Source organism: Streptomyces sp. NPDC002499, assembly GCF_053595415.1.
In genome coordinates this window covers 298,476-315,840 of sequence record NZ_JBSFXO010000004.1, presented here as the reverse complement: position 1 = coordinate 315,840, position 17,365 = coordinate 298,476, and the positions used below count along the sequence as shown (strand labels likewise).

Genomic DNA, 17,365 nt, shown 5'->3' with positions numbered 1-17,365 from the left:
CGGGGCTAGGAGGTGACTCAGCCCTGGTGCTTGAGGATGTAGTCGGTCGCGTCGCCGACCGTCTTGAGGTTCTTGACGTCCTCGTCCGGGATCTTGACGTCGAAGCGCTCTTCGGCGGCGACGACGACCTCGACCATGGACAGCGAGTCGACGTCCAGGTCGTCGGTGAAGGACTTGTCCAGCTGGACGTCCTCAACCGGGATGCCGGCGATCTCGTTCACGATGTCGGCGAGACCGGCGACGATCTCTTCTTGAGTGGCGGCCATGTCAGGCGCTCCTTCTTTGTGATCCAGAGGGTTTGGCGGTGGTGCCGTGCCGGATCCTTGGTGAAGATCCGGCACGCAGTGCCTAGGGGAGGGTAACGACCGTCGCGGCGTACACGAGACCCGCCCCGAAGCCGATGACGAGCGCGGTGTCGCCGCTCTTCGCCTCACCGGTCGCCAGAAGCCGCTCCATCGCGAGCGGAATCGAGGCGGCCGAGGTGTTGCCGGTGGTGCGTACGTCACGCGCGACCGTGACGTGCTCCGGCAGTTTCAGTGTCTTCACCATCGAGTCGATGATCCGCTCGTTGGCCTGGTGGGGAATGAAGACGTCCAGGTCGTCCGCGGTGATTCCGGCCGCGTCCAGCGCCTGCTGGGCGACCTTCGCCATCTCGAACACGGCCCAGCGGAACACCGCCTGGCCCTCCTGCGTGATCGCAGGGAACTTGTCGACCGTGCCGTCGCGGTAGTCCGTCCACGGCACCGTCTGCTTGATGGTCTCGGACTTGTCGCCCTCCGAGCCCCACACGGTCGGACCGATGTGCGGTTCCTTGGCGGGGCCGACCACGACCGCGCCCGCGCCGTCACCGAACAGGAAGGCCGTCGCGCGGTCCTCCAGATCGGTCAGGTCGGACAGCCGCTCGACACCGATGACGAGCACGTACTCCGCGCTGCCCTCGACGACCATGCCCTTGGCGAGCGTGAGGCCGTAGCCGAAGCCGGCGCAGCCCGCCGAGATGTCGAACGCGGCGGCCTTGTTCGTGCCCAGCTTGTCGGCGATCTCCGTCGCCACGGCCGGGGTCTGCTTGAAGTGCGAGACCGTCGACACGATCACGCCGCCGATCTGCTCGGCGGTGATCCCCGCGTCGGCGATCGCCTTGCCGGACGCCTCGATGGACATCGCGGCGACGGTCTCCTCGGCGTTCGCCCAGTGCCTGGTCTCGATGCCCGAGCGCGAACGGATCCACTCGTCGGAGGAGTCGATCGTCTCGAGGATCACCTCGTTCGGCACGACACGGACCGGCCGGTAGCCGCCCACACCGAGGATGCGCGCGTACGGTGCGCCCTTGCTCGGCTTGATCTTCGACATGTTCGTACGGCTCCTTCTTCAGGCGTTGGCGTGCTCGGTGATGAGCTCGCGGGCCGCGTCGAGGTCGTCCGGGGTCTTGAGGGCCAGCGTCTTCACGCCGGGCAGTGCGCGCTTGGCGAGGCCGGTGAGGGTACCGCCGGGGCACACCTCGATCAGGGCCGTGACGCCGAGCTCCTTGAAGGTCTCCATGCACAGGTCCCAGCGGACCGGGTTGGCGACCTGGCCGACCAGCCGCTGAAGGATCTCGGCGCCGGTGGCGACCGTACGACCGTCCTTGTTGGAGACGTACGGGAGCTTCGGGTCGCCCGGCGCGAGGTCGGCGGCGGCCTTGGCCAGCGCGTCGACGGCCGGGGCCATGTGGTGGGTGTGGAAGGCGCCGGCGACCTTGAGCGGGACGACCTTGCGGACGCCCTCGGGCTTGTCCTCGGCCAGCGCGGCGAGCTGCTCCAGCGTGCCGGCCGCGACGATCTGGCCCGCGCCGTTCACGTTCGCCGGGGTCAGACCCAGCTTCTCCAGGTGCGCGACGGAGACGTCGGGGTCGCCGCCGAGCAGCGCCGACATGCCGGTCTCGGTGATCGCGGCGGCCTCGGCCATGGCCAGACCCCGCTTGCGTACGAGGGTGAGGGCGGCGGAGTCGTCCAGGACGCCCGCGAAGGCGGCCGCGGTGATCTCGCCGACGGAGTGGCCCGCGACCGCGCCCGGGGTGACGTCGCCCAGGGCGGTGGCGGACAGCAGCCCGGCGGCGACCAGCAGCGGCTGGGCGACGGCGGTGTCACGGATCGCGTCCGCGTCGGCCTGCGTGCCGTAGTGGGCGAGGTCCAGGCCGATGGCGTCCGACCACGCGGCGACGCGGTCGGCGGCACCGGGGAGGTCGAGCCAGGGAGTCAGGAAGCCGGGCGTCTGAGCGCCCTGGCCGGGAGCGACGAGTACGAGCACTCTCACACTCTCTCTTGTGGACGGCCACGACCGCCCGTGGGGACAGGGACGAAGAACACGAGGCGGTTTTGTGGAGCCCCGACAAAAGGCTAGGTCTGGGGATCTCCATCGGCCAGACGCCCCAGGATCAGCGCGATCCGCAGCGTGAACGCCGACCGTACATCCGATGGCGACCAGCCGGTGACGTCAGTCACACGTCGAAGCCGGTAGCGCACGGTGTTCGGGTGCACGAAGAGCATCCGGGCGGCGCCTTCGAGACTGCTCGCCTGTTCGAGATAGACGGAGAGCGTCTCCAGAAGCGCCGACCCGGCTTCCTCCAGCGGTCTGTAGATCTCCTCCACCAACTGCTCCCGCGCGCCGGGATCACCGGCCATCGCGCGCTCCGGCAGCAGATCGTCCGCGAGCACCGGCCGCGGGGCGTCCTGCCAGGCGGAACACGCCTTGAGTCCGGCGGCGGCGGCCTGCGCGGACCGGGTCCCGGCGAGCAGGTCGGGCACCACGGGCCCGGCCACCACGGGACCCGCGGCGAAGGGCCCGATCAGCGACTTGGCGACGGCGATCGGGTTGTCGCTGCCGCCGGCGATCACCACGAGCCGGTCGCCGAGCACGCCGGTGAGTACCTGGAGCTTGGCGTGGCGGGCGGCCCGCCGGATGGCCTCGACGGTCAGCTCGGAGTCCCCGTCGGGCGCGGTCCCGAGGACGACGCAGACATGTTCGGGCGCGTTCCACCCGAGGGCGGCGGCCCGGCTGACGGCGCCCTCGTCGGCCTCCCCGCTCAGCACCGCGTTGACCACGAGCGACTCCAGGCGCGCGTCCCAGGCACCGCGTGCCTCGGCGGCCTGGGCGTAGACCTGGGCGGTGGCGAAGGCGATCTCCCGGGCGTACACCAGCAGCGCCTCGCGCAGCACGCTCTCGTCGCCGGGGGCCGCGACCTCGTCGATCGCGGACTCCATGACCTCGATGGTGGTCCGCACCATCTCGACCGTCTGCCGCAGCGTGATCGCCCGGGTCAGCTCACGGGGCGCGGTGCCGAACACGTCGGTGGAGATGGCCTGCGGGGCGTCGGGGCGCCGGAACCACTCGGTGAACGCGGCGATACCCGCCTGGGCGACAAGACCGATCCAGGAACGGTTCTCCGGGGGCATCGCCCGGTACCACGGCAGCGTCTCGTCCATCCGCGCGATGGCCTGCGCGGCGAGACTTCCGGACGACTTCTCCAGTCGCCTCAGGGTCGCGGAGTGCGAATGGACGGGCACCGGGGCGCCGGGCTTGCTGGCTTCGGGTTCGGGCACGGGGACAAGACTGCCTTATCGGGACGGGGGTGTGGGGGGTCGGGGCTACCGTGGGGGTGTGATGGATGTGCGGCGCGCTGCTGAGCGCTATCCAGGCGGGGAGCCGGCGGCCGGCATCGAGTCCTGGCACGCGTTCTCCTTCGGGCCGCACTACGAGCCCGACAACCTTCGGTTCGGGGCCGTGATCGCCTGCAACGAGGAGCGGCTCGCTCCCGGTGCCGGGTTCGACGAGCACCCGCACAGCCATACCGAGATCGTGACGTGGGTGGTGGAGGGGGAACTCACCCATCGGGACTCCGCCGGGCACGAGACCGTCGTCAGGGCCGGGGACGTGCAGCGGCTCAGCTCCGGGGCGGGGGTACGGCATGTCGAGCGCAACGTCGGGCCCATGCCCCTTGTCTTCGTCCAGATGTGGCTCGCCCCGCTGGAGCCCGGTGGCGATCCCGCCTACGAGATCGTCCACGGCATCGCCGACTCCACGCCGTACGCCGTTCCGGAGGCGGGCGCGATGCTGCATGTGCGGCGACTGGTGGCGGGGGAGCGGACGGCCGTGCCGGACGGGGCTTTCGTGTACGTGCATGTCGTGCGCGGTGAAGTCCGGCTGGACGGCGAGGAGTTGGCGGCGGGCGACGCGGCCCGCATCACCGACGCCAAGGGGGTCGAGGCGGTGGGGGTGACGCCCGTCGAGCTGCTGGTGTGGGAGATGGCGGGCCAGGACCGGAACTAGGGCCCGGATTAAGGGAGTTCGGCGAGCACGGCATCCGTGAACGCCGGCCACACCTCGACCGCCCACGGTCCGAACGCCCGGTCCGTCAGGGCCACGCAGGCCGCGCCCGCGTCCGGGTCGAGCCACAGGAACGTACCCGCCTGGCCGAAGTGGCCGAAGGTGCGCGGGGAGGACGAACCGCCCGTCCAGTGCGGGGACTTGGAGTCGCGGATCTCGAAGCCGAGGCCCCAGTCGTTGGGGTTCTGGTGGCCGTAGCCGGGCAGGACGCCCTTGGTGCCCGGGTACTGGACCGTCATCGCCTCGGCGACCGTGCGCGGGTCGAGCAGGCGCGGGGCCTGGACCTCGGCGGCGAACCGGAGCAGGTCGTCGACCGTCGAGACGCCGTCCTTCGCGGGGGAGCCGTCGAGGGAGGTGGCGGTCATCCCGAGCGGCTCGAGCACCGCCTGGTGCAGGTAGTCGGCGAAGGGGATCTCCGTCGCCGCGGCGATGTGCTCGCCGAGCTGCTCGAAACCGGCGTTGGAGTACAGCCGCCGCTCACCGGGCGGAGCCGTCACGCGGTGCTCGTCGAAGGCGAGGCCCGAGGTGTGCGCGAGCAGATGCCGCACCGTCGCGCCGGGCGGACCGGCCGGTTCGTCGAGGTCGATCGCCCCCTCCTCGTACGCGACGAGGGCGGCGTACGCCGCGAGCGGCTTGGTGACCGAGGCCAGCGGGAAGCGGTGGTCCGCCGGGCCGTGCGTGCCCAGGAGGGTGCCGTCCGCGCGCACGGCGCCCGCCGCGGCGGTGGGCACCGGCCAGTTCTCGATCAGCGCGAGGCTCTTCAGCGACATGCCGTCGAGCCTATGCGCTCACAGGTGCAGCTCCAGCAAGGGGTCCGGCTTGGGGCGGAAGCCCAGGGAGACGTACAGCGGCTCGGCCTGCGGCGACGCGGTCAGGTGGACCCGGGCGGCGCCCCGCTCGCGGAACCAGGACAGCAGCTCCGCCATGCACGCGCGCGCGTACCCCCGGCGCCGGGCGTCGGGATCGGTCGCCACGCTGAAGACGAAACCGACCGCCCCGCGCGGATCCCCGGACTTCCCGATCCGGTAGTCGACGGTGCCGACCACCAGCGCGGCCAGCCCCTCGGGCCGCGCTGGGTGATCCACGACGAACGCGGCGAAGTCCCCGTCCCGCTCACCCAGCTTCTTCCGCAGGGTCGGCAGCGACTCCGCATGCCACTCCGTGGACCCGTCCGACCCCGGCAGGGCGTCGATCATCACCTGGCGCAGACGCAGCACTTCCGGCGCATCCTCGGGTACCGCACGACGTACGAGACTCATGCCCGTACGCTAGCCACCGCCCCGCCACCACGTCCTGCCGATTTATTACCTGTTCCGCTTGCTTGGAGTGCACTCCAAGGCCATAGCGTTGAGCGCATGACGGTGATGGAGACCACCCCCACCAGGACCGACCTCTGCGGCGCCCCGCCCCACCCGCACCGGCGCCCCGAGGGCGAGGACAGCTACACGATCAGCGAGGTCGTCGCGTTCACCGGCCTCACCGCGCACACCCTGCGCTGGTACGAGCGCATCGGGCTCATGCCGCACGTCGACCGCTCCCACACCGGCCAGCGCCGCTACAGCAACCGCGACCTCGACTGGCTCGACCTCGTCGGAAAGCTGCGGCTCACCGGCATGCCGGTCGCCGACATGGTCCGGTACGCGGAACTCGTGCGCGAGGGCGACCACACGTTCGGCGACCGTTTCGAGCTGCTCGAAGCGACCCGCCGGGACGTCGTGGCCCGGATCGCCGAGCTCCAGGACACGCTCGCGGTGCTCGACCGGAAGATCAGTTTCTACGCGGACGCCGACGGCGCCCGTGCCTACGAGGCGGAGAAAGTGCGATGACGAACGGCAGGATCCCGACCGTACGACTCGGCGCCACCGGTCCGGAGGTCGGCGTGCAGGGCCTGGGCTGCATGGGCATGAGCTTCGCCTACGGCCCCTCGGACGCGCAGGAGTCCCGCGCCACCCTGGAGCGCGCCCTCGAACTGGGGATCACGCTGTACGACACGGCGGACGCGTACGGCCAGGGCGAGAACGAGCGCTTCCTGTCCCCGTTCTTCAAGGCCAATCGTGACCAGGTCGTCATCGCGACCAAGTTCGCCCTGTCGATCCCGCCGGGCGAGCCCACGCGCCGGGTCATCCGCAACGACCCGCCCTACATCCGCCAGGCCGTCGAGGCGAGCATGAAGCGCCTGGACGTCGACGAGATCGACCTCTACTACATGCACCGGCGCGATGTGAACGTACCGATCGAGGAGTCCGTCGGTGCCATGGCCGAACTGGTCCGCCAGGGCAAGGTCAAGCACCTGGGCCTGAGCGAGGTCACGGCGGCGGAACTGCGCGCGGCGCACGCGATCCATCCGATCGCGGCCGTCCAGTCCGAGTGGTCCCTGTTCAGCCGGGACATCGAGCCCAACGTGGTGCCGGCGGCGCGGGAACTGGGCGTGGCCCTCGTCCCCTACTCCCCGCTCGGCCGGGGCTTCCTCACCGGCTCCTTCACCCACGCCGACAAGGAACTCACCTCCGACGACTTCCGCCGCCAGCAGCCCCGCTACACGGGCGAGAACGCGGCGGCCAACGCGGCCCTCCTGGACCCCATCCGCACCATCGCCGCGGCCCACGACGCCTCCCTCGGCCAGATCGCCCTGGCCTGGGCCCAGCAACAGGCAACGGTCCACAACCTGCCGGTCGTCCCGATCCCGGGCACGCGCAAGCCGAGCAGGGTGGAGGAGAACGCCGGAGCAACGGCCATCGTCCTGACGGAGGCCGAGCTGGCAGCCCTGGAACCCATCGCCTCCAAGGTGGCAGGCGACCGCTACGCAGACATGCGGTTCTCATCAGCGGGCCGCGAGTAGAGGTACCTCACAGCTCCGCCAGCAACTCCGCCTTCTTCACGGAGAACTCCTCATCGGTGACCAACCCGGCCTGATGCAGTTCCCCAAGATGACGGATCCTCTCGGCGATGTCGGCCGGATCGCGCCTCGGTGCCCCGGCCGACACAGCCGCAACGGGCCCACGATCCCGAACCGCCGCCAAAACCGCCGCAGCGAACGGCAACGACTCGTGCACGGGCCCGTACCCCAGCCCGAACACCACGGCCGCCGGATCCTGATCGGCCTGCGCCGGCTGCGCGCCCACATCCCGCCGCAGCAACCGCAGATGCCCTTCGAAGACCTCGGGCGACCGCCACTCGACACCACTCAGCTCGGTCACCGGGAAACTCTGGTCGCCGGCCTTCCACTTCGCGGACGACGCGCCGGTCCAGAACCACCGGAAGTGCACGGTCTTCCCGTCGAAGGACGCCTTCGCGTCGTACGCCTTGAACGCCCGCGGTGCCTCGGGCGCGGCCACCAGGAACCGCTCCGCGGGCTCGTCGTCCCCGCTCAGCCGTGCCCGCAGCTCGTCGGCGTAGTACTCGGCGAGCGTCTCGCGTTCGGCGGACAGCACCAGCCGATACGGATCGCACGCTTCCTTCAGCTGCCCCGCCGCCGCCTCGACCAGTGGATCCGCCCCGACCCGTGGAACGATCCGCAGGACCACCGTGCCGCGCTTGCCGGGCGTCAGCGTCACCCCGGCGATCGCGTCGAGCGGAACACGCCGTTCCCCCAGCGCCTGAAAGAGCTTGGGTGTCCGAATCCCGCGTTCGTAGCGGATGAGCACGGAGTCGGACTCGAACTCCCAGGCAGCGTGAAATCCGGCCAGTACGTCACCCATGCGGCTCATCGTATGCGCGGACCGCTTCTTCGTCGCCATCTCGCGCAGACCGCAGTTCCTGCGCCTCTACGCGCGTCCGGTCGTCGCCGCGCCGGACAAACCGGCGAGACACGCGTCGTTGTCACGCGCGCACCGCACCGAGCCGTACGCGCCGACGCCGATCTCGGCGAAGTTGAGGAGGCTCTCGGTGTCCGGCTCGAAATAGCCGCCGTGTCCCTTCGCGCCCTGTGCCGACAGCACCCGTGCCCCGAAGGCCGAGGAGACCGGGTCGGCGCCGTGGCCGAGCCCGCCGAGCTCCAGGTAGGGCACGTCCTGGATCCAGTCGGTGGCGTCCCGCATCGACCACACCTGTGCGGAGGTGTGCAGGTGGGAGGCCTTCTCGGTGCGCATGCCGGGGCTGCCGGCCACCGCTATGTCGGCCACCCGGCGCGGCAGCGTGTGCGCGGCGATCCCGCACACCACGGAGCCGTAGCTGTGGCAGAAGAGCGAGACCGGCGCCTTGCCGGGCAGGGCGCGCACCAGGGCGTTCAGCCGCACGGCGCCGTCCTTGGCGCGCATCGCGGTCGCCGAGTCGATGCCGAGTCCGGCGGGCGCGGTGTAGTCGGCCCAGGCGATCACGGCCGTACGCGTCGAGGGGTCGGCGGCCTGCTCCGCGGTGTAGAGCGACTTGGCCATGCCGACCGGTGCCGAGTACGGCTTGTTGGTCTTCTGGAAGGTGAGCAGGTCGGTGTCGACGCCGGGGACGACGACCGAGACGCGCTCGGCGTGCTGGAGGTTGCCGAAGACCTCGGCGACCCGGCCGGTGCCCTCGGGGTCGAAGGCGAGGATGTGCCGGCCCTGGTGCATCAGCGCCTCGTAGCGGTGCATCCGGCGGCCGGCCTCGTGCTGCCCGGTGGGCGAGAGCCGGCTGTCGTGCATGCGGTTGGCCTCCACCCGGCGCTGCTTGGCGAGCGCGAGGTGGTTGGCGCGGTAGCGCAGGGCGACGGGGGCACCGTTCATGTTGCCGACCGCGAGGGGATAGCGGTGGGCGAGATCGGTGCGCTGCTGCACGGTGAGCGAGGCGAAGAACCGGGAGAGCACGGCGGGGGCCGCGTCCGGGTCCGGGAGCCGGTGTCCGTGCAGGCGGCCGTGTTCCCAGGAGGAGCGGGAAGCCTGGAGCGGGGTCTTGTCGTGGTGGCTGCGCAGGGCCGTCCAGCCCGTGGTCGCCAGCATCACGAAGACGACGGCCAGCGCGAGCAGCGCGCGCCAGACGTTCAGTTGCGGGGAGGTGTCGAAGGAAGTCACTGGGAGGACACACTAGGAGAACGGGACGGTCTCGCGTGAGCCGAGTGACCGAGATCACGTTTCGATAAACGTGGCGTTGACCTCAAAGGTTCCGAAGGTTCCTCAGTGTGTTCGCCAGCTGTCCGTGAGTGCGGGTCCCACCTGTTCGAGGTAGGTGTTCGTCAGCTCGCGCATCGCCGCCAGACCGAGGTCCTCGCGCCGGGTCCACTGCCGCTCCGCCACCCGCATCACCCCGCCGAAGACCGCCACGGCCAGCCGCGGCCGCGGATCGGCGTCCACGTCGAGGCCCTCGCGCTCGGCGAGCACCCGCGCGATGGTCTCCTCGGTCTCCTCGCTGTGCCGCAGATGCGCGGCGAGCAGCACCGGCGTCGACTCGATCACCCGGTACATGCGCAGGAAACTCTCCAGCGGTACGACCGACTCGACGATCTCGTTGAGGTCGTCCCAGTTCCCGAGCACCGCCCGGCGCAGCGCCTCCAGGGGCGCCTCGTGGGCGGGACGCTCGCGCACCGCCTCGATGAAGCGTTCGGTGACCAGGTCGTGCAGTGCGAGGGCGGCCTCGTCCTTGCCGGCGAAGTAGCGGAAGAAGGTGCGCTGCGAGACGTCGACGGCGGCGGCGATGTCGTCGACGGTGGTCCGCTCGTAGCCGCGGGAGGTGAACAACTCGACGGCGGCGCGCAGCAGCTCGTCCCGGGTGCGCTGTTTCTTGCGTTCGCGCAGTGTTTCCATATGCGTCAGTTACCGACTTGTGAATTGGTTTGTCAATTGTCAGCGGCTGTCATTAGCCTCGCGGTATGACTAGTCAGACCACCATCGAGACGGCGGGGTCGGGGGACAAGGCACCGACGCTCCCGTCGGACAAGGCGCCGTCCGCCGGGCTGCGCGGCCACCCCTGGTTCACCCTCATCACGGTCGCCGTCGGCGTCATGATGGTGGCCCTGGACGGCACCATCGTGGCCATCGCCAACCCGGCCATCCAGAAGGACCTGGGCGCGAGCTTCGCCGACGTCCAGTGGATCACCAACGGCTACTTCCTGGCCCTCGCGGTCTCCCTGATCACCGCCGGCAAGCTCGGCGACCGCTTCGGGCACCGCCAGACCTTCCTGATCGGCGTCACCGGCTTCGCCGCCGCGTCCGGCGCCATCGGCCTGTCCAGCAGCATCGCCGCGGTCGTCACCTTCCGCGTGCTCCAGGGCCTGTTCGGCGCGCTGCTGATGCCGGCCGCGCTCGGCCTGCTGCGCGCCACCTTCCCGGCCGAGAAGCTCAACATGGCGATCGGCATCTGGGGCATGGTCATCGGCGCCTCCACCGCCGGCGGCCCGATCCTCGGCGGTGTCCTCGTCGAGCACGTCAACTGGCAGTCGGTGTTCTTCATCAACGTGCCGGTCGGCATCATCGCCCTGGTCCTCGGCCTGGTGATCCTGCTGGACCACCGCGCGGAGAACGCGCCGCGCTCCTTCGACCTCCCGGGCATCGGCCTGCTGTCCGGCGCGATGTTCTGCCTGGTCTGGGCTCTCATCAAGGCTCCGGCGTGGGGCTGGGGCGACGGCAAGACCTGGGCGTTCCTGGCCGCGGCCGTCCTGGGCTTCGCCCTCTTCGCCTTCTGGGAGACGAAGGTCAAGGAGCCGCTGATCCCGCTGGGCCTGTTCCGCTCGGTCGCGCTGTCCGCGGGTGTCGTGCTGATGGTCCTGATGGCCATCGCCTTCATGGGCGGACTGTTCTTCGTGACGTTCTACCTCCAGAACGTGCACGGCATGAGCCCGATCGACGCGGGCCTGCACCTGCTTCCCCTCACCGGCATGATGATCGTCGGCTCCCCGCTCGCGGGCGCCCTGATCACCAAGCTCGGCCCGCGCATCCCGCTGGCCGGCGGCATGGCGTCCGTCGCGATCGCCATGTACGGCATGTCGACGCTGGAGACGGACACCAGCAGCGCCGTCATGTCCATCTGGTTCGCCCTGCTCGGCCTCGGCCTCGCGCCGGTCATGGTCGGCGCCACCGAGGTCATCGTCGGCAACGCTCCGATGGAGCTCTCCGGCGTCGCCGGCGGTCTCCAGCAGGCCGCGATGCAGATCGGCGGCAGCCTCGGCACCGCGGTCCTCGGCGGCGTGATGGCGTCCAAGGTGGACAGCGACCTGGCGGCCAACTGGAAGGGCGCCGGGCTTCCCGAGCTCACCCCGAGCCAGCTGGACCAGGCCTCCGAGGCCGTCCAGGTCGGCGTGGCACCGGTCGCCAAGGGCACACCCGAGGCGATCGCCGCGAAGATCGCCGACGTCGCGCACGACACGTTCATCTCCGGCATGAGCCTCGCCTCCCTCGTCGCGTGCGGGGTGGCGGTCGTGGCCGTCTTCGTCGCCTTCCTCACCAAGCGCGGTGCGAACGCGGACGCCGGCGCGGGCGTGGGCCACATCTGACGGGACGGGGTCCGGGGACGGCCGGTCGGGCTCGCCTGACGGGTTTTCAACGGACTTCGCCTATCAGGGTGAAGACGCTAAAGATTCCTTCAGTTCGGCACGCGCCGCAGGTCACAGTGGGTCAAGCCCTCCGCAGGGGGTGACTCGGACCGCGGCGCGCTGCCGGAGGGGGACAGCGCGCCGCAGGCCCGGGGCGATGAGCGGCCGCATCGGGGGTACCCGAACTTCCGAGCCCCGAACAGACTCCGGGGCAGAGGGAGTTGATGATGGCGGGCTTCGGAAGCCGAACGCGCAGGCACCCCCGCTCGCGTGGCCGCACGAGGTCACGGACCGGGCCGGACCGCGCGACGCTGGGAATCGTCGGAGTCGTCTGCGCGATCGCCGGATTCTTCGTACTGGGCCTCATCCTCGGCCCGGTGGCGGTCGTCTGCGGCTGGCTCGCCATGGGCCGCACCTGGGGCAGGACCCGTCCGGTCCCCGCCCTCGTGGCCCTGGTGCTGGGCGCGCTCGACACGCTCCTGGCGATCTACTGGCTGTTCCTCTGACCGAGCCCGCCACATCCTCCGGCGCACCGCCGATCACGTCTTGGCCGACGGCTCCCGCAACGGCGCGGACGGCTCGCGCAGCGCCGCGACCTCGGCGCGCAGCGCCCGCACCTCCGCGGTCAGCGCCTCGATGGCCTCGGTCTGCCGCCGCTCCTCCACGTCGTCCTTCTCGAACCGCGCGAGGAACCACGTGGCGATGTTCGCGGTGACCACACCGAGCAGCGCGATGCCGGACAGCATCAGCCCGACGGCGACCATCCGGCCCAGACCGGTGGTCGGCGCGTGGTCCCCGTACCCCACGGTCGTCATCGTCGTGAACGACCACCACAGGGCGTCACCCAACGTCCGGATGTTCCCGTTCGGCGACTCCTGCTCGACCGACAGCACGGCCAGCGACCCGAACATCAGCAGCCCGACGACGGCCCCCACGACATACGTCGTCAGCTGGATCTGCGAGGCCATCCGCGCCCGCCGCCCCACCAGCATCAGCGTGGACACCATGCGCAGCAGCCGCAACGGCTGGAGCAGCGGCAGCAGTACGGCGCACAGGTCCAGCCAGTGCGTCCGTACGAACTGCTTGCGCTGCTCGCTCATCGCCAGCCGCACCAGGTAGTCCCCGGCGAAGGCGCCCCACACCACCCACTCGACCGTCGTGCACACCGTCGTCAGCGAGTGCCCGGCGGTCTTGTCCACGATCGGCACGGCGTAGGCAACGGCGAACGCCACCGCGAGCGCCAGCAGCGGCCGCTGGGTGCGCTGCTCCCAACGGGCTTGCGCCGACAGTTCCTTCATGCCCGCATCGTAAAGAAACACCGAAGGGTGGTGAGGCCATCGGCCGCACCACCCTTCGGTCGTTCAACCTATGCGTCGCCGCCCGCGGCGCCAGGATCGGCAGCCGCGACATCGAGCAGCTGGTACCGGTCGATGGCCTGCTTCAGCGCCGACCGGTCGACCTTCCCTTCCCGGGCCAGCTCCGTCAGCACGGCCACCACGATCGACTGCGCGTCGATGTGGAAGAACCGCCGAGCAGCCCCCCGGGTGTCCGCGAACCCGAACCCGTCCGCGCCCAGGGACTGATACGTCCCCGGCACCCAGCGCGCGATCTGGTCCGGAACCGACCGCATCCAGTCGGACACGGCCACGAACGGACCCTGCGCGTTGCCCAACTTCCGCGTCACGTACGGAACGAGCTGCTCCTCCTCCGGGTGCAGCAGGTTGTGCCGCTCCACGTCGACCGCCTCGCGCCGCAGCTCGTTCCAGGAGGTCGCCGACCAGACATCGGCCCGCACGTTCCAGTCCTCCGCGAGGATCCGCTGCGCCTCGACCGCCCACGGCACGGCCACGCCCGAGGCGATGATCTGCGCCGGGATGGAGCCCGAGGTGCCCTCGCCGATGCGGTGGATGCCCTTGACGATGCCGTCGACGTCCACGTTCTCCGGCTCGGCCGGGTGCAGGATCGGCTCGTTGTAGACGGTCAGGTAGTAGAAGACGTCCTCGCCCGGCTTGCCGTCCGCGGTCGGCCCGTACATCCGCCGCAGCCCGTCCTGCACGATGTGCGCGATCTCGTACGAGTACGCCGGGTCGTACGCGACACAGCCCGGGTTGGTCGAGGCGAGCAGCTGCGAGTGGCCGTCGGCGTGCTGGAGCCCCTCACCGGTCAGCGTCGTCCGTCCGGCGGTCGCACCCAGGACGAAACCGCGCGCCAACTGGTCGGCCATCTGCCAGAACTGGTCGCCGGTGCGCTGGAAACCGAACATCGAGTAGAAGACGTAGACCGGGATGAGCGGTTCGCCGTGGGTGGCGTACGCCGAGCCCGCCGCGATCAGGGACGCCGTGCAGCCGGCCTCCGAGATGCCGTCGTGCAGCATCTGGCCGGTCGGCGACTCCTTGTAGGCGAGCAGCAGATCACGGTCGACCGACTCGTACTGCTGGCCCAGCGGGTTGTAGATCTTCGCGCTCGGGAAGAAGGAGTCCATGCCGAACGTGCGGTACTCGTCCGGCGCGATCAGCACGAAGCGCTTGCCGAGCTCCTTGTCCCGCATGAGGTCCTTGAGGAGCCGGACGAAAGCCATGGTCGTCGCGATGGACTGGTGGCCCGAGCCCTTCTTCACACTCGCGTACACCTTGTCGTCCGGCAGCGCGAGCGGCTTGGCGCGCACGACACGGGTGGGGACGTACCCGCCCAGCGACTTGCGCCGGTCGTGCATGTACTGGATCTCCTCCGAGTCGCGACCCGGGTGGTAGTACGGCGGCGGGCCGGACTCCAGCTCCTTGTCGGAGATCGGCAGGTGCAGCCGGTCCCGGAAGCCCTTGAGGTCGGCGACCGTCAGCTTCTTCATCTGGTGCGTGGCGTTGCGGCCCTCGAAGTTGGGGCCCAGCGTCCAGCCCTTGATGGTCTTGGCGAGGATGACCGTCGGCTGGCCCCGGTGCTCGTTGGCCGCCTTGAACGCCGCGTAGACCTTGCGGTGGTCGTGACCGCCGCGGCCCAGGTGCAGGATCTGCTCGTCGGACATGCCCTCGACCATCGCGCGCAGCCGCTGGTCGTCCCCGAAGAAGTGCTCGCGGATGTAGGAGCCGGACTCGGTCGCGTACGTCTGGTACTGGCCGTCCGGCGTCGTGTTCATCCGGTTGACCAGCACGCCGTCGCGGTCCTGGGCGAGCAGCGGGTCCCAGGAGCGGTCCCAGACCAGCTTGATCACGTTCCAGCCGGCGCCCCGGAAGACCGACTCCAGCTCCTGGATCACCTTGCCGTTGCCGCGCACCGGACCGTCCAGGCGCTGGAGGTTGCAGTTGACGACGAAGGTCAGGTTGTCCAGGTTCTCGCGGGCCGCGATGGTCAGCTGGCCCAGCGACTCCGGCTCGTCCATCTCGCCGTCGCCGAGGAAGGCCCACACGTGCGACTTCGACGTGTCGGCGATCCCGCGCGCGTGCATGTAGCGGTTCATCCGCGCCTGGTAGATCGCGCCGATCGGGCCGAGGCCCATCGACACGGTCGGGAACTCCCAGAAGTCCGGCATCAGCCGCGGGTGCGGATACGAGGACAGCCCGTTGGGCGCCTTGGACTTCTCCTGGCGGAAGCCGTCCATGTTCTGCTCGCTGAGGCGGTCCAGCAGGAACGCGCGCGCGTAGATGCCGGGGGAGGCGTGGCCCTGGAAGAAGACCTGGTCACCGCCGTCGCCCTCGTCCTTGCCGCGGAAGAAGTGGTTGAAGCCCACGTCGTAGAGGGACGCGGAGGAGGCGAAGGTGGCGATGTGGCCGCCGACCCCGATGCCGGGCCGCTGCGCGCGCGAGACCATCACCGCCGCGTTCCAGCGGGTCGCGTTCAGGACCTTGCGCTCGATCTCCTCGTTGCCGGGGAAGAACGGCTCGTCCTTGGTCGCGATGGTGTTCACGTAGTCCGTGCTGCGCATCTCGGGCACGGCCACGCGCCGCTCGCGGGCCCGCTCGATCAGCCGGAGCATCAGGTAGCGGGCCCGCTCACGGCCGCGCTCGTCGACGGCGGCGTCGAGGGAGTCGAGCCACTCCTGCGTTTCCTCGGGGTCGAAGTCAGGAACCTGACTCGGAAGGCCGCCAATGATGATCGGGTTGCGATCGGATCCGGAAGCCACGCTGTTCCTTACCTGTCAGAGGGCTGCTGTGAGGCTGCTTTTCGGTCTGTCTGCACCGTTCCCCATCGTGTACCTCGGGAAAGCAAACGTCATCTCTACTGAGAGGTAACCGAGACCTACGTGAGCTCCGGCTGGTTCTCAATGCCACAAAGGGGGCAGAAAGGTGTGGTGTGGGTCACTTATGGCCGTGTCGGCGTGCCTGGAGTTGGGGTGACACGGCCAGGAACGTCACCGTTTCGGCGGTCTGAACGGCCGGGTACTTGCGCGATCCGCCCCGCCCGTGTGGACTACGGCCAATGCTTCGCGCGTGCGCGACGCTGAGACACTCATCAAGACATGATCAGGAGGCAACCCGTGAGCGCGACCGCGGACCACGCGGAGACGAGCCCTGCCGTGAGGCTGGGGTTCCAGCCCGAGCAGGTGGTCCAGGAGATCGGCTACGACGACGACGTAGACCAGGAGCTCCGCGAGGCCATTGAGGAAGTCATCGGCAGCGACCTTGTGGACGAGGACTATGACGACGTCGCCGATGCCGTGGTGCTCTGGTTCCGCGACGAGGACGGCGACCTGACCGATGTGCTGGTGGACGCCACCACGTACATCGAGGAAGGCGGCTCGATCCTGCTCCTCACGCCGAAGACCGGCCGTGACGGATACGTCGAGCCCAGCGACATCTCCGAAGCCGCGACGACGGCGGGGCTGTCGGCCTCCAAGAGCGTCAGCGTGGGGAAGGACTGGAGCGGCAGCCGGCTGGTGACTCCCAAGGCGGCCAAGTCCAAGAAGTGACCCATTGACCCCGGACGGGCCGGTTCGCCCGGCCCGTCCGCCGGTTCCCGGTGATCGCTGCGTAGGGTGGGAGGCCACCCGAACAGCCCACCGAAGGGACAACCGCGACAATGGCGATCCAGGTCGGCGACAAGGCCCCTGACTTCGAGCTCAAGGACAACCACGGCGCCACCGTGAAGCTTTCCGACTTCCGTGGCGCGCAGAACGTGGTGGTGCTCTTCTACCCCTTCGCCTTCACCGGTGTGTGCACCGGCGAGCTGTGCGAGGTGCGGGACAACCTGCCGAAGTTCGCCGACCGCGACACCCAGGTGCTCGCGGTCTCCAACGACTCCATCCACACCCTGCGCGTCTTCGCCGAGCAGGAGGGCCTGGACTACCCGCTGCTCAGCGACTTCTGGCCGCACGGCGAGGTCTCCCGCGCCTACGGAGTCTTCGCCGAGGACAAGGGCTGCGCGGTGCGCGGCACCTTCGTCATCGACAAGGAGGGCGTGGTCCGCTGGACCGTCGTCAACGCCCTGCCGGACGCCCGCGACCTGAACTCGTACGTCAAGGCGCTCGACACCCTGTGATTGTTCGGTTCCAGGGCCTGCGTGGTACGGGAACCCGTCACTAGGATCGAGACGTTGATCCGATAGCAACGCACGTCGGGGCTCCCCGCCCCCACAAAC

At 69.9% G+C, this 17,365-nt stretch carries 18 protein-coding genes; 7 read left to right on the top strand and 11 right to left on the bottom strand.

Annotation, left to right across the window (positions count from 1 at the left end):
* Positions 1-17: 17 nt before the first annotated feature.
* The 4 genes from ACWD5F_RS12475 to fasR form a co-directional block, all read right to left on the bottom strand.
* Positions 18-266: an acyl carrier protein gene (locus ACWD5F_RS12475; RefSeq protein ID WP_004001566.1), complete on the bottom strand. Its 249-nt coding sequence runs from the start codon at positions 264-266 to the stop codon at positions 18-20.
* 82 nt (positions 267-348) lie between these two features.
* Complete coding sequence (locus tag ACWD5F_RS12470; protein WP_451253636.1) at positions 349-1,350, bottom strand: beta-ketoacyl-ACP synthase 3; 1,002 nt, start codon at positions 1,348-1,350, stop codon at positions 349-351.
* Positions 1,351-1,368: 18 nt separating this feature from the next.
* A complete protein-coding gene (locus ACWD5F_RS12465) occupies positions 1,369-2,286 on the bottom strand; it encodes an ACP S-malonyltransferase (protein WP_451253634.1) in 918 nt (305 codons plus the stop codon).
* 89 nt (positions 2,287-2,375) lie between these two features.
* Positions 2,376-3,578, bottom strand: coding sequence for a fatty acid biosynthesis transcriptional regulator FasR (gene fasR, locus ACWD5F_RS12460; RefSeq protein WP_123999600.1), 1,203 nt, complete (start codon positions 3,576-3,578; stop codon positions 2,376-2,378).
* Positions 3,579-3,639: 61 nt separating this feature from the next.
* Between fasR and ACWD5F_RS12455 the strand changes: the two genes are divergently transcribed.
* On the top strand, positions 3,640-4,305 hold the full coding sequence (locus tag ACWD5F_RS12455) for a pirin family protein (RefSeq protein WP_451254120.1): 666 nt from the start codon (positions 3,640-3,642) through the stop codon (positions 4,303-4,305).
* An 8-nt stretch (positions 4,306-4,313) separates the two neighbouring features.
* Here the strand turns inward: ACWD5F_RS12455 and ACWD5F_RS12450 are convergent, their stop codons facing one another.
* Together ACWD5F_RS12450 and ACWD5F_RS12445 are read right to left on the bottom strand one after the other, a co-directional pair.
* Complete coding sequence (locus ACWD5F_RS12450) at positions 4,314-5,132, bottom strand: serine hydrolase domain-containing protein (RefSeq protein ID WP_451253632.1); 819 nt, start codon at positions 5,130-5,132, stop codon at positions 4,314-4,316.
* Positions 5,133-5,150: 18 nt separating this feature from the next.
* Entirely contained in the window at positions 5,151-5,621 is a 471-nt protein-coding gene (locus ACWD5F_RS12445) for a GNAT family N-acetyltransferase (RefSeq protein ID WP_451253630.1), read from the bottom strand.
* Between the two features lie 96 nt (positions 5,622-5,717).
* Between ACWD5F_RS12445 and ACWD5F_RS12440 the strand changes: the two genes are divergently transcribed.
* Positions 5,718-6,188, top strand: coding sequence for a MerR family transcriptional regulator (locus ACWD5F_RS12440; protein ID WP_185146173.1), 471 nt, complete (start codon positions 5,718-5,720; stop codon positions 6,186-6,188).
* Entirely contained in the window at positions 6,185-7,201 is a 1,017-nt protein-coding gene (locus ACWD5F_RS12435; protein ID WP_451253628.1) for an aldo/keto reductase, read from the top strand. Before ACWD5F_RS12440 ends, ACWD5F_RS12435 begins: the two co-directional genes overlap by 4 nt.
* Before the next feature lie 7 nt (positions 7,202-7,208).
* On the opposite strand, the gene ACWD5F_RS12430 is transcribed toward ACWD5F_RS12435, so the two are convergent.
* The 3 genes from ACWD5F_RS12430 to ACWD5F_RS12420 form a co-directional block, all read right to left on the bottom strand.
* A complete protein-coding gene (locus ACWD5F_RS12430) occupies positions 7,209-8,069 on the bottom strand; it encodes a DUF4429 domain-containing protein (RefSeq protein WP_451254118.1) in 861 nt (286 codons plus the stop codon).
* 57 nt (positions 8,070-8,126) lie between these two features.
* Complete coding sequence (locus ACWD5F_RS12425; RefSeq protein ID WP_451253626.1) at positions 8,127-9,344, bottom strand: alpha/beta hydrolase; 1,218 nt, start codon at positions 9,342-9,344, stop codon at positions 8,127-8,129.
* Positions 9,345-9,446: 102 nt separating this feature from the next.
* Entirely contained in the window at positions 9,447-10,073 is a 627-nt protein-coding gene (locus ACWD5F_RS12420; RefSeq protein WP_451253625.1) for a TetR family transcriptional regulator, read from the bottom strand.
* Positions 10,074-10,270: 197 nt separating this feature from the next.
* On the opposite strand from ACWD5F_RS12420, the gene ACWD5F_RS12415 reads away from it, so the two are divergent.
* A complete protein-coding gene (locus ACWD5F_RS12415) occupies positions 10,271-11,758 on the top strand; it encodes an MFS transporter (RefSeq protein ID WP_451254116.1) in 1,488 nt (495 codons plus the stop codon).
* A gap of 263 nt (positions 11,759-12,021) precedes the next feature.
* Positions 12,022-12,303: a small hydrophobic protein gene (locus ACWD5F_RS12410; protein WP_451253624.1), complete on the top strand. Its 282-nt coding sequence runs from the start codon at positions 12,022-12,024 to the stop codon at positions 12,301-12,303.
* 33 nt (positions 12,304-12,336) lie between these two features.
* Here ACWD5F_RS12410 and ACWD5F_RS12405 read toward each other — a convergent pair whose 3' ends face one another.
* Together ACWD5F_RS12405 and aceE are read right to left on the bottom strand one after the other, a co-directional pair.
* On the bottom strand, positions 12,337-13,095 hold the full coding sequence (locus tag ACWD5F_RS12405; protein ID WP_451253622.1) for a potassium channel family protein: 759 nt from the start codon (positions 13,093-13,095) through the stop codon (positions 12,337-12,339).
* Between the two features lie 68 nt (positions 13,096-13,163).
* Complete coding sequence (gene aceE, locus ACWD5F_RS12400; protein ID WP_401727744.1) at positions 13,164-15,911, bottom strand: pyruvate dehydrogenase (acetyl-transferring), homodimeric type; 2,748 nt, start codon at positions 15,909-15,911, stop codon at positions 13,164-13,166.
* A 354-nt stretch (positions 15,912-16,265) separates the two neighbouring features.
* On the opposite strand from aceE, the gene ACWD5F_RS12395 reads away from it, so the two are divergent.
* Both ACWD5F_RS12395 and ACWD5F_RS12390 read left to right on the top strand, forming a co-directional pair.
* Positions 16,266-16,697, top strand: coding sequence for a DUF3052 domain-containing protein (locus ACWD5F_RS12395; protein ID WP_123999590.1), 432 nt, complete (start codon positions 16,266-16,268; stop codon positions 16,695-16,697).
* Between the two features lie 110 nt (positions 16,698-16,807).
* Positions 16,808-17,266, top strand: coding sequence for a peroxiredoxin (locus tag ACWD5F_RS12390; protein WP_451253619.1), 459 nt, complete (start codon positions 16,808-16,810; stop codon positions 17,264-17,266).
* Positions 17,267-17,365: the final 99 nt, after the last annotated feature.

Excerpts from the sequence above, each read along its gene's own strand:
- ACWD5F_RS12475 (WP_004001566.1), bottom strand. The coding sequence starts at position 266 with ATGGCCGCCACTCAAGAAGAGATCGTCGCCGGTCTCGCCGACATCGTG.
- ACWD5F_RS12390 (WP_451253619.1), top strand. The coding sequence starts at position 16,808 with ATGGCGATCCAGGTCGGCGACAAGGCCCCTGACTTCGAGCTCAAGGAC.
- ACWD5F_RS12420 (WP_451253625.1), bottom strand. The coding sequence starts at position 10,073 with ATGGAAACACTGCGCGAACGCAAGAAACAGCGCACCCGGGACGAGCTG.
- ACWD5F_RS12435 (WP_451253628.1), top strand. The coding sequence starts at position 6,185 with ATGACGAACGGCAGGATCCCGACCGTACGACTCGGCGCCACCGGTCCG.
- ACWD5F_RS12445 (WP_451253630.1), bottom strand. The coding sequence starts at position 5,621 with ATGAGTCTCGTACGTCGTGCGGTACCCGAGGATGCGCCGGAAGTGCTG.
- ACWD5F_RS12450 (WP_451253632.1), bottom strand. The coding sequence starts at position 5,132 with ATGTCGCTGAAGAGCCTCGCGCTGATCGAGAACTGGCCGGTGCCCACC.
- ACWD5F_RS12470 (WP_451253636.1), bottom strand. The coding sequence starts at position 1,350 with ATGTCGAAGATCAAGCCGAGCAAGGGCGCACCGTACGCGCGCATCCTC.
- ACWD5F_RS12440 (WP_185146173.1), top strand. The coding sequence starts at position 5,718 with ATGACGGTGATGGAGACCACCCCCACCAGGACCGACCTCTGCGGCGCC.
- ACWD5F_RS12455 (WP_451254120.1), top strand. The coding sequence starts at position 3,640 with ATGGATGTGCGGCGCGCTGCTGAGCGCTATCCAGGCGGGGAGCCGGCG.
- ACWD5F_RS12410 (WP_451253624.1), top strand. The coding sequence starts at position 12,022 with ATGATGGCGGGCTTCGGAAGCCGAACGCGCAGGCACCCCCGCTCGCGT.
- ACWD5F_RS12430 (WP_451254118.1), bottom strand. The coding sequence starts at position 8,069 with ATGAGCCGCATGGGTGACGTACTGGCCGGATTTCACGCTGCCTGGGAG.
- ACWD5F_RS12405 (WP_451253622.1), bottom strand. The coding sequence starts at position 13,095 with ATGAAGGAACTGTCGGCGCAAGCCCGTTGGGAGCAGCGCACCCAGCGG.
- ACWD5F_RS12415 (WP_451254116.1), top strand. The coding sequence starts at position 10,271 with ATGATGGTGGCCCTGGACGGCACCATCGTGGCCATCGCCAACCCGGCC.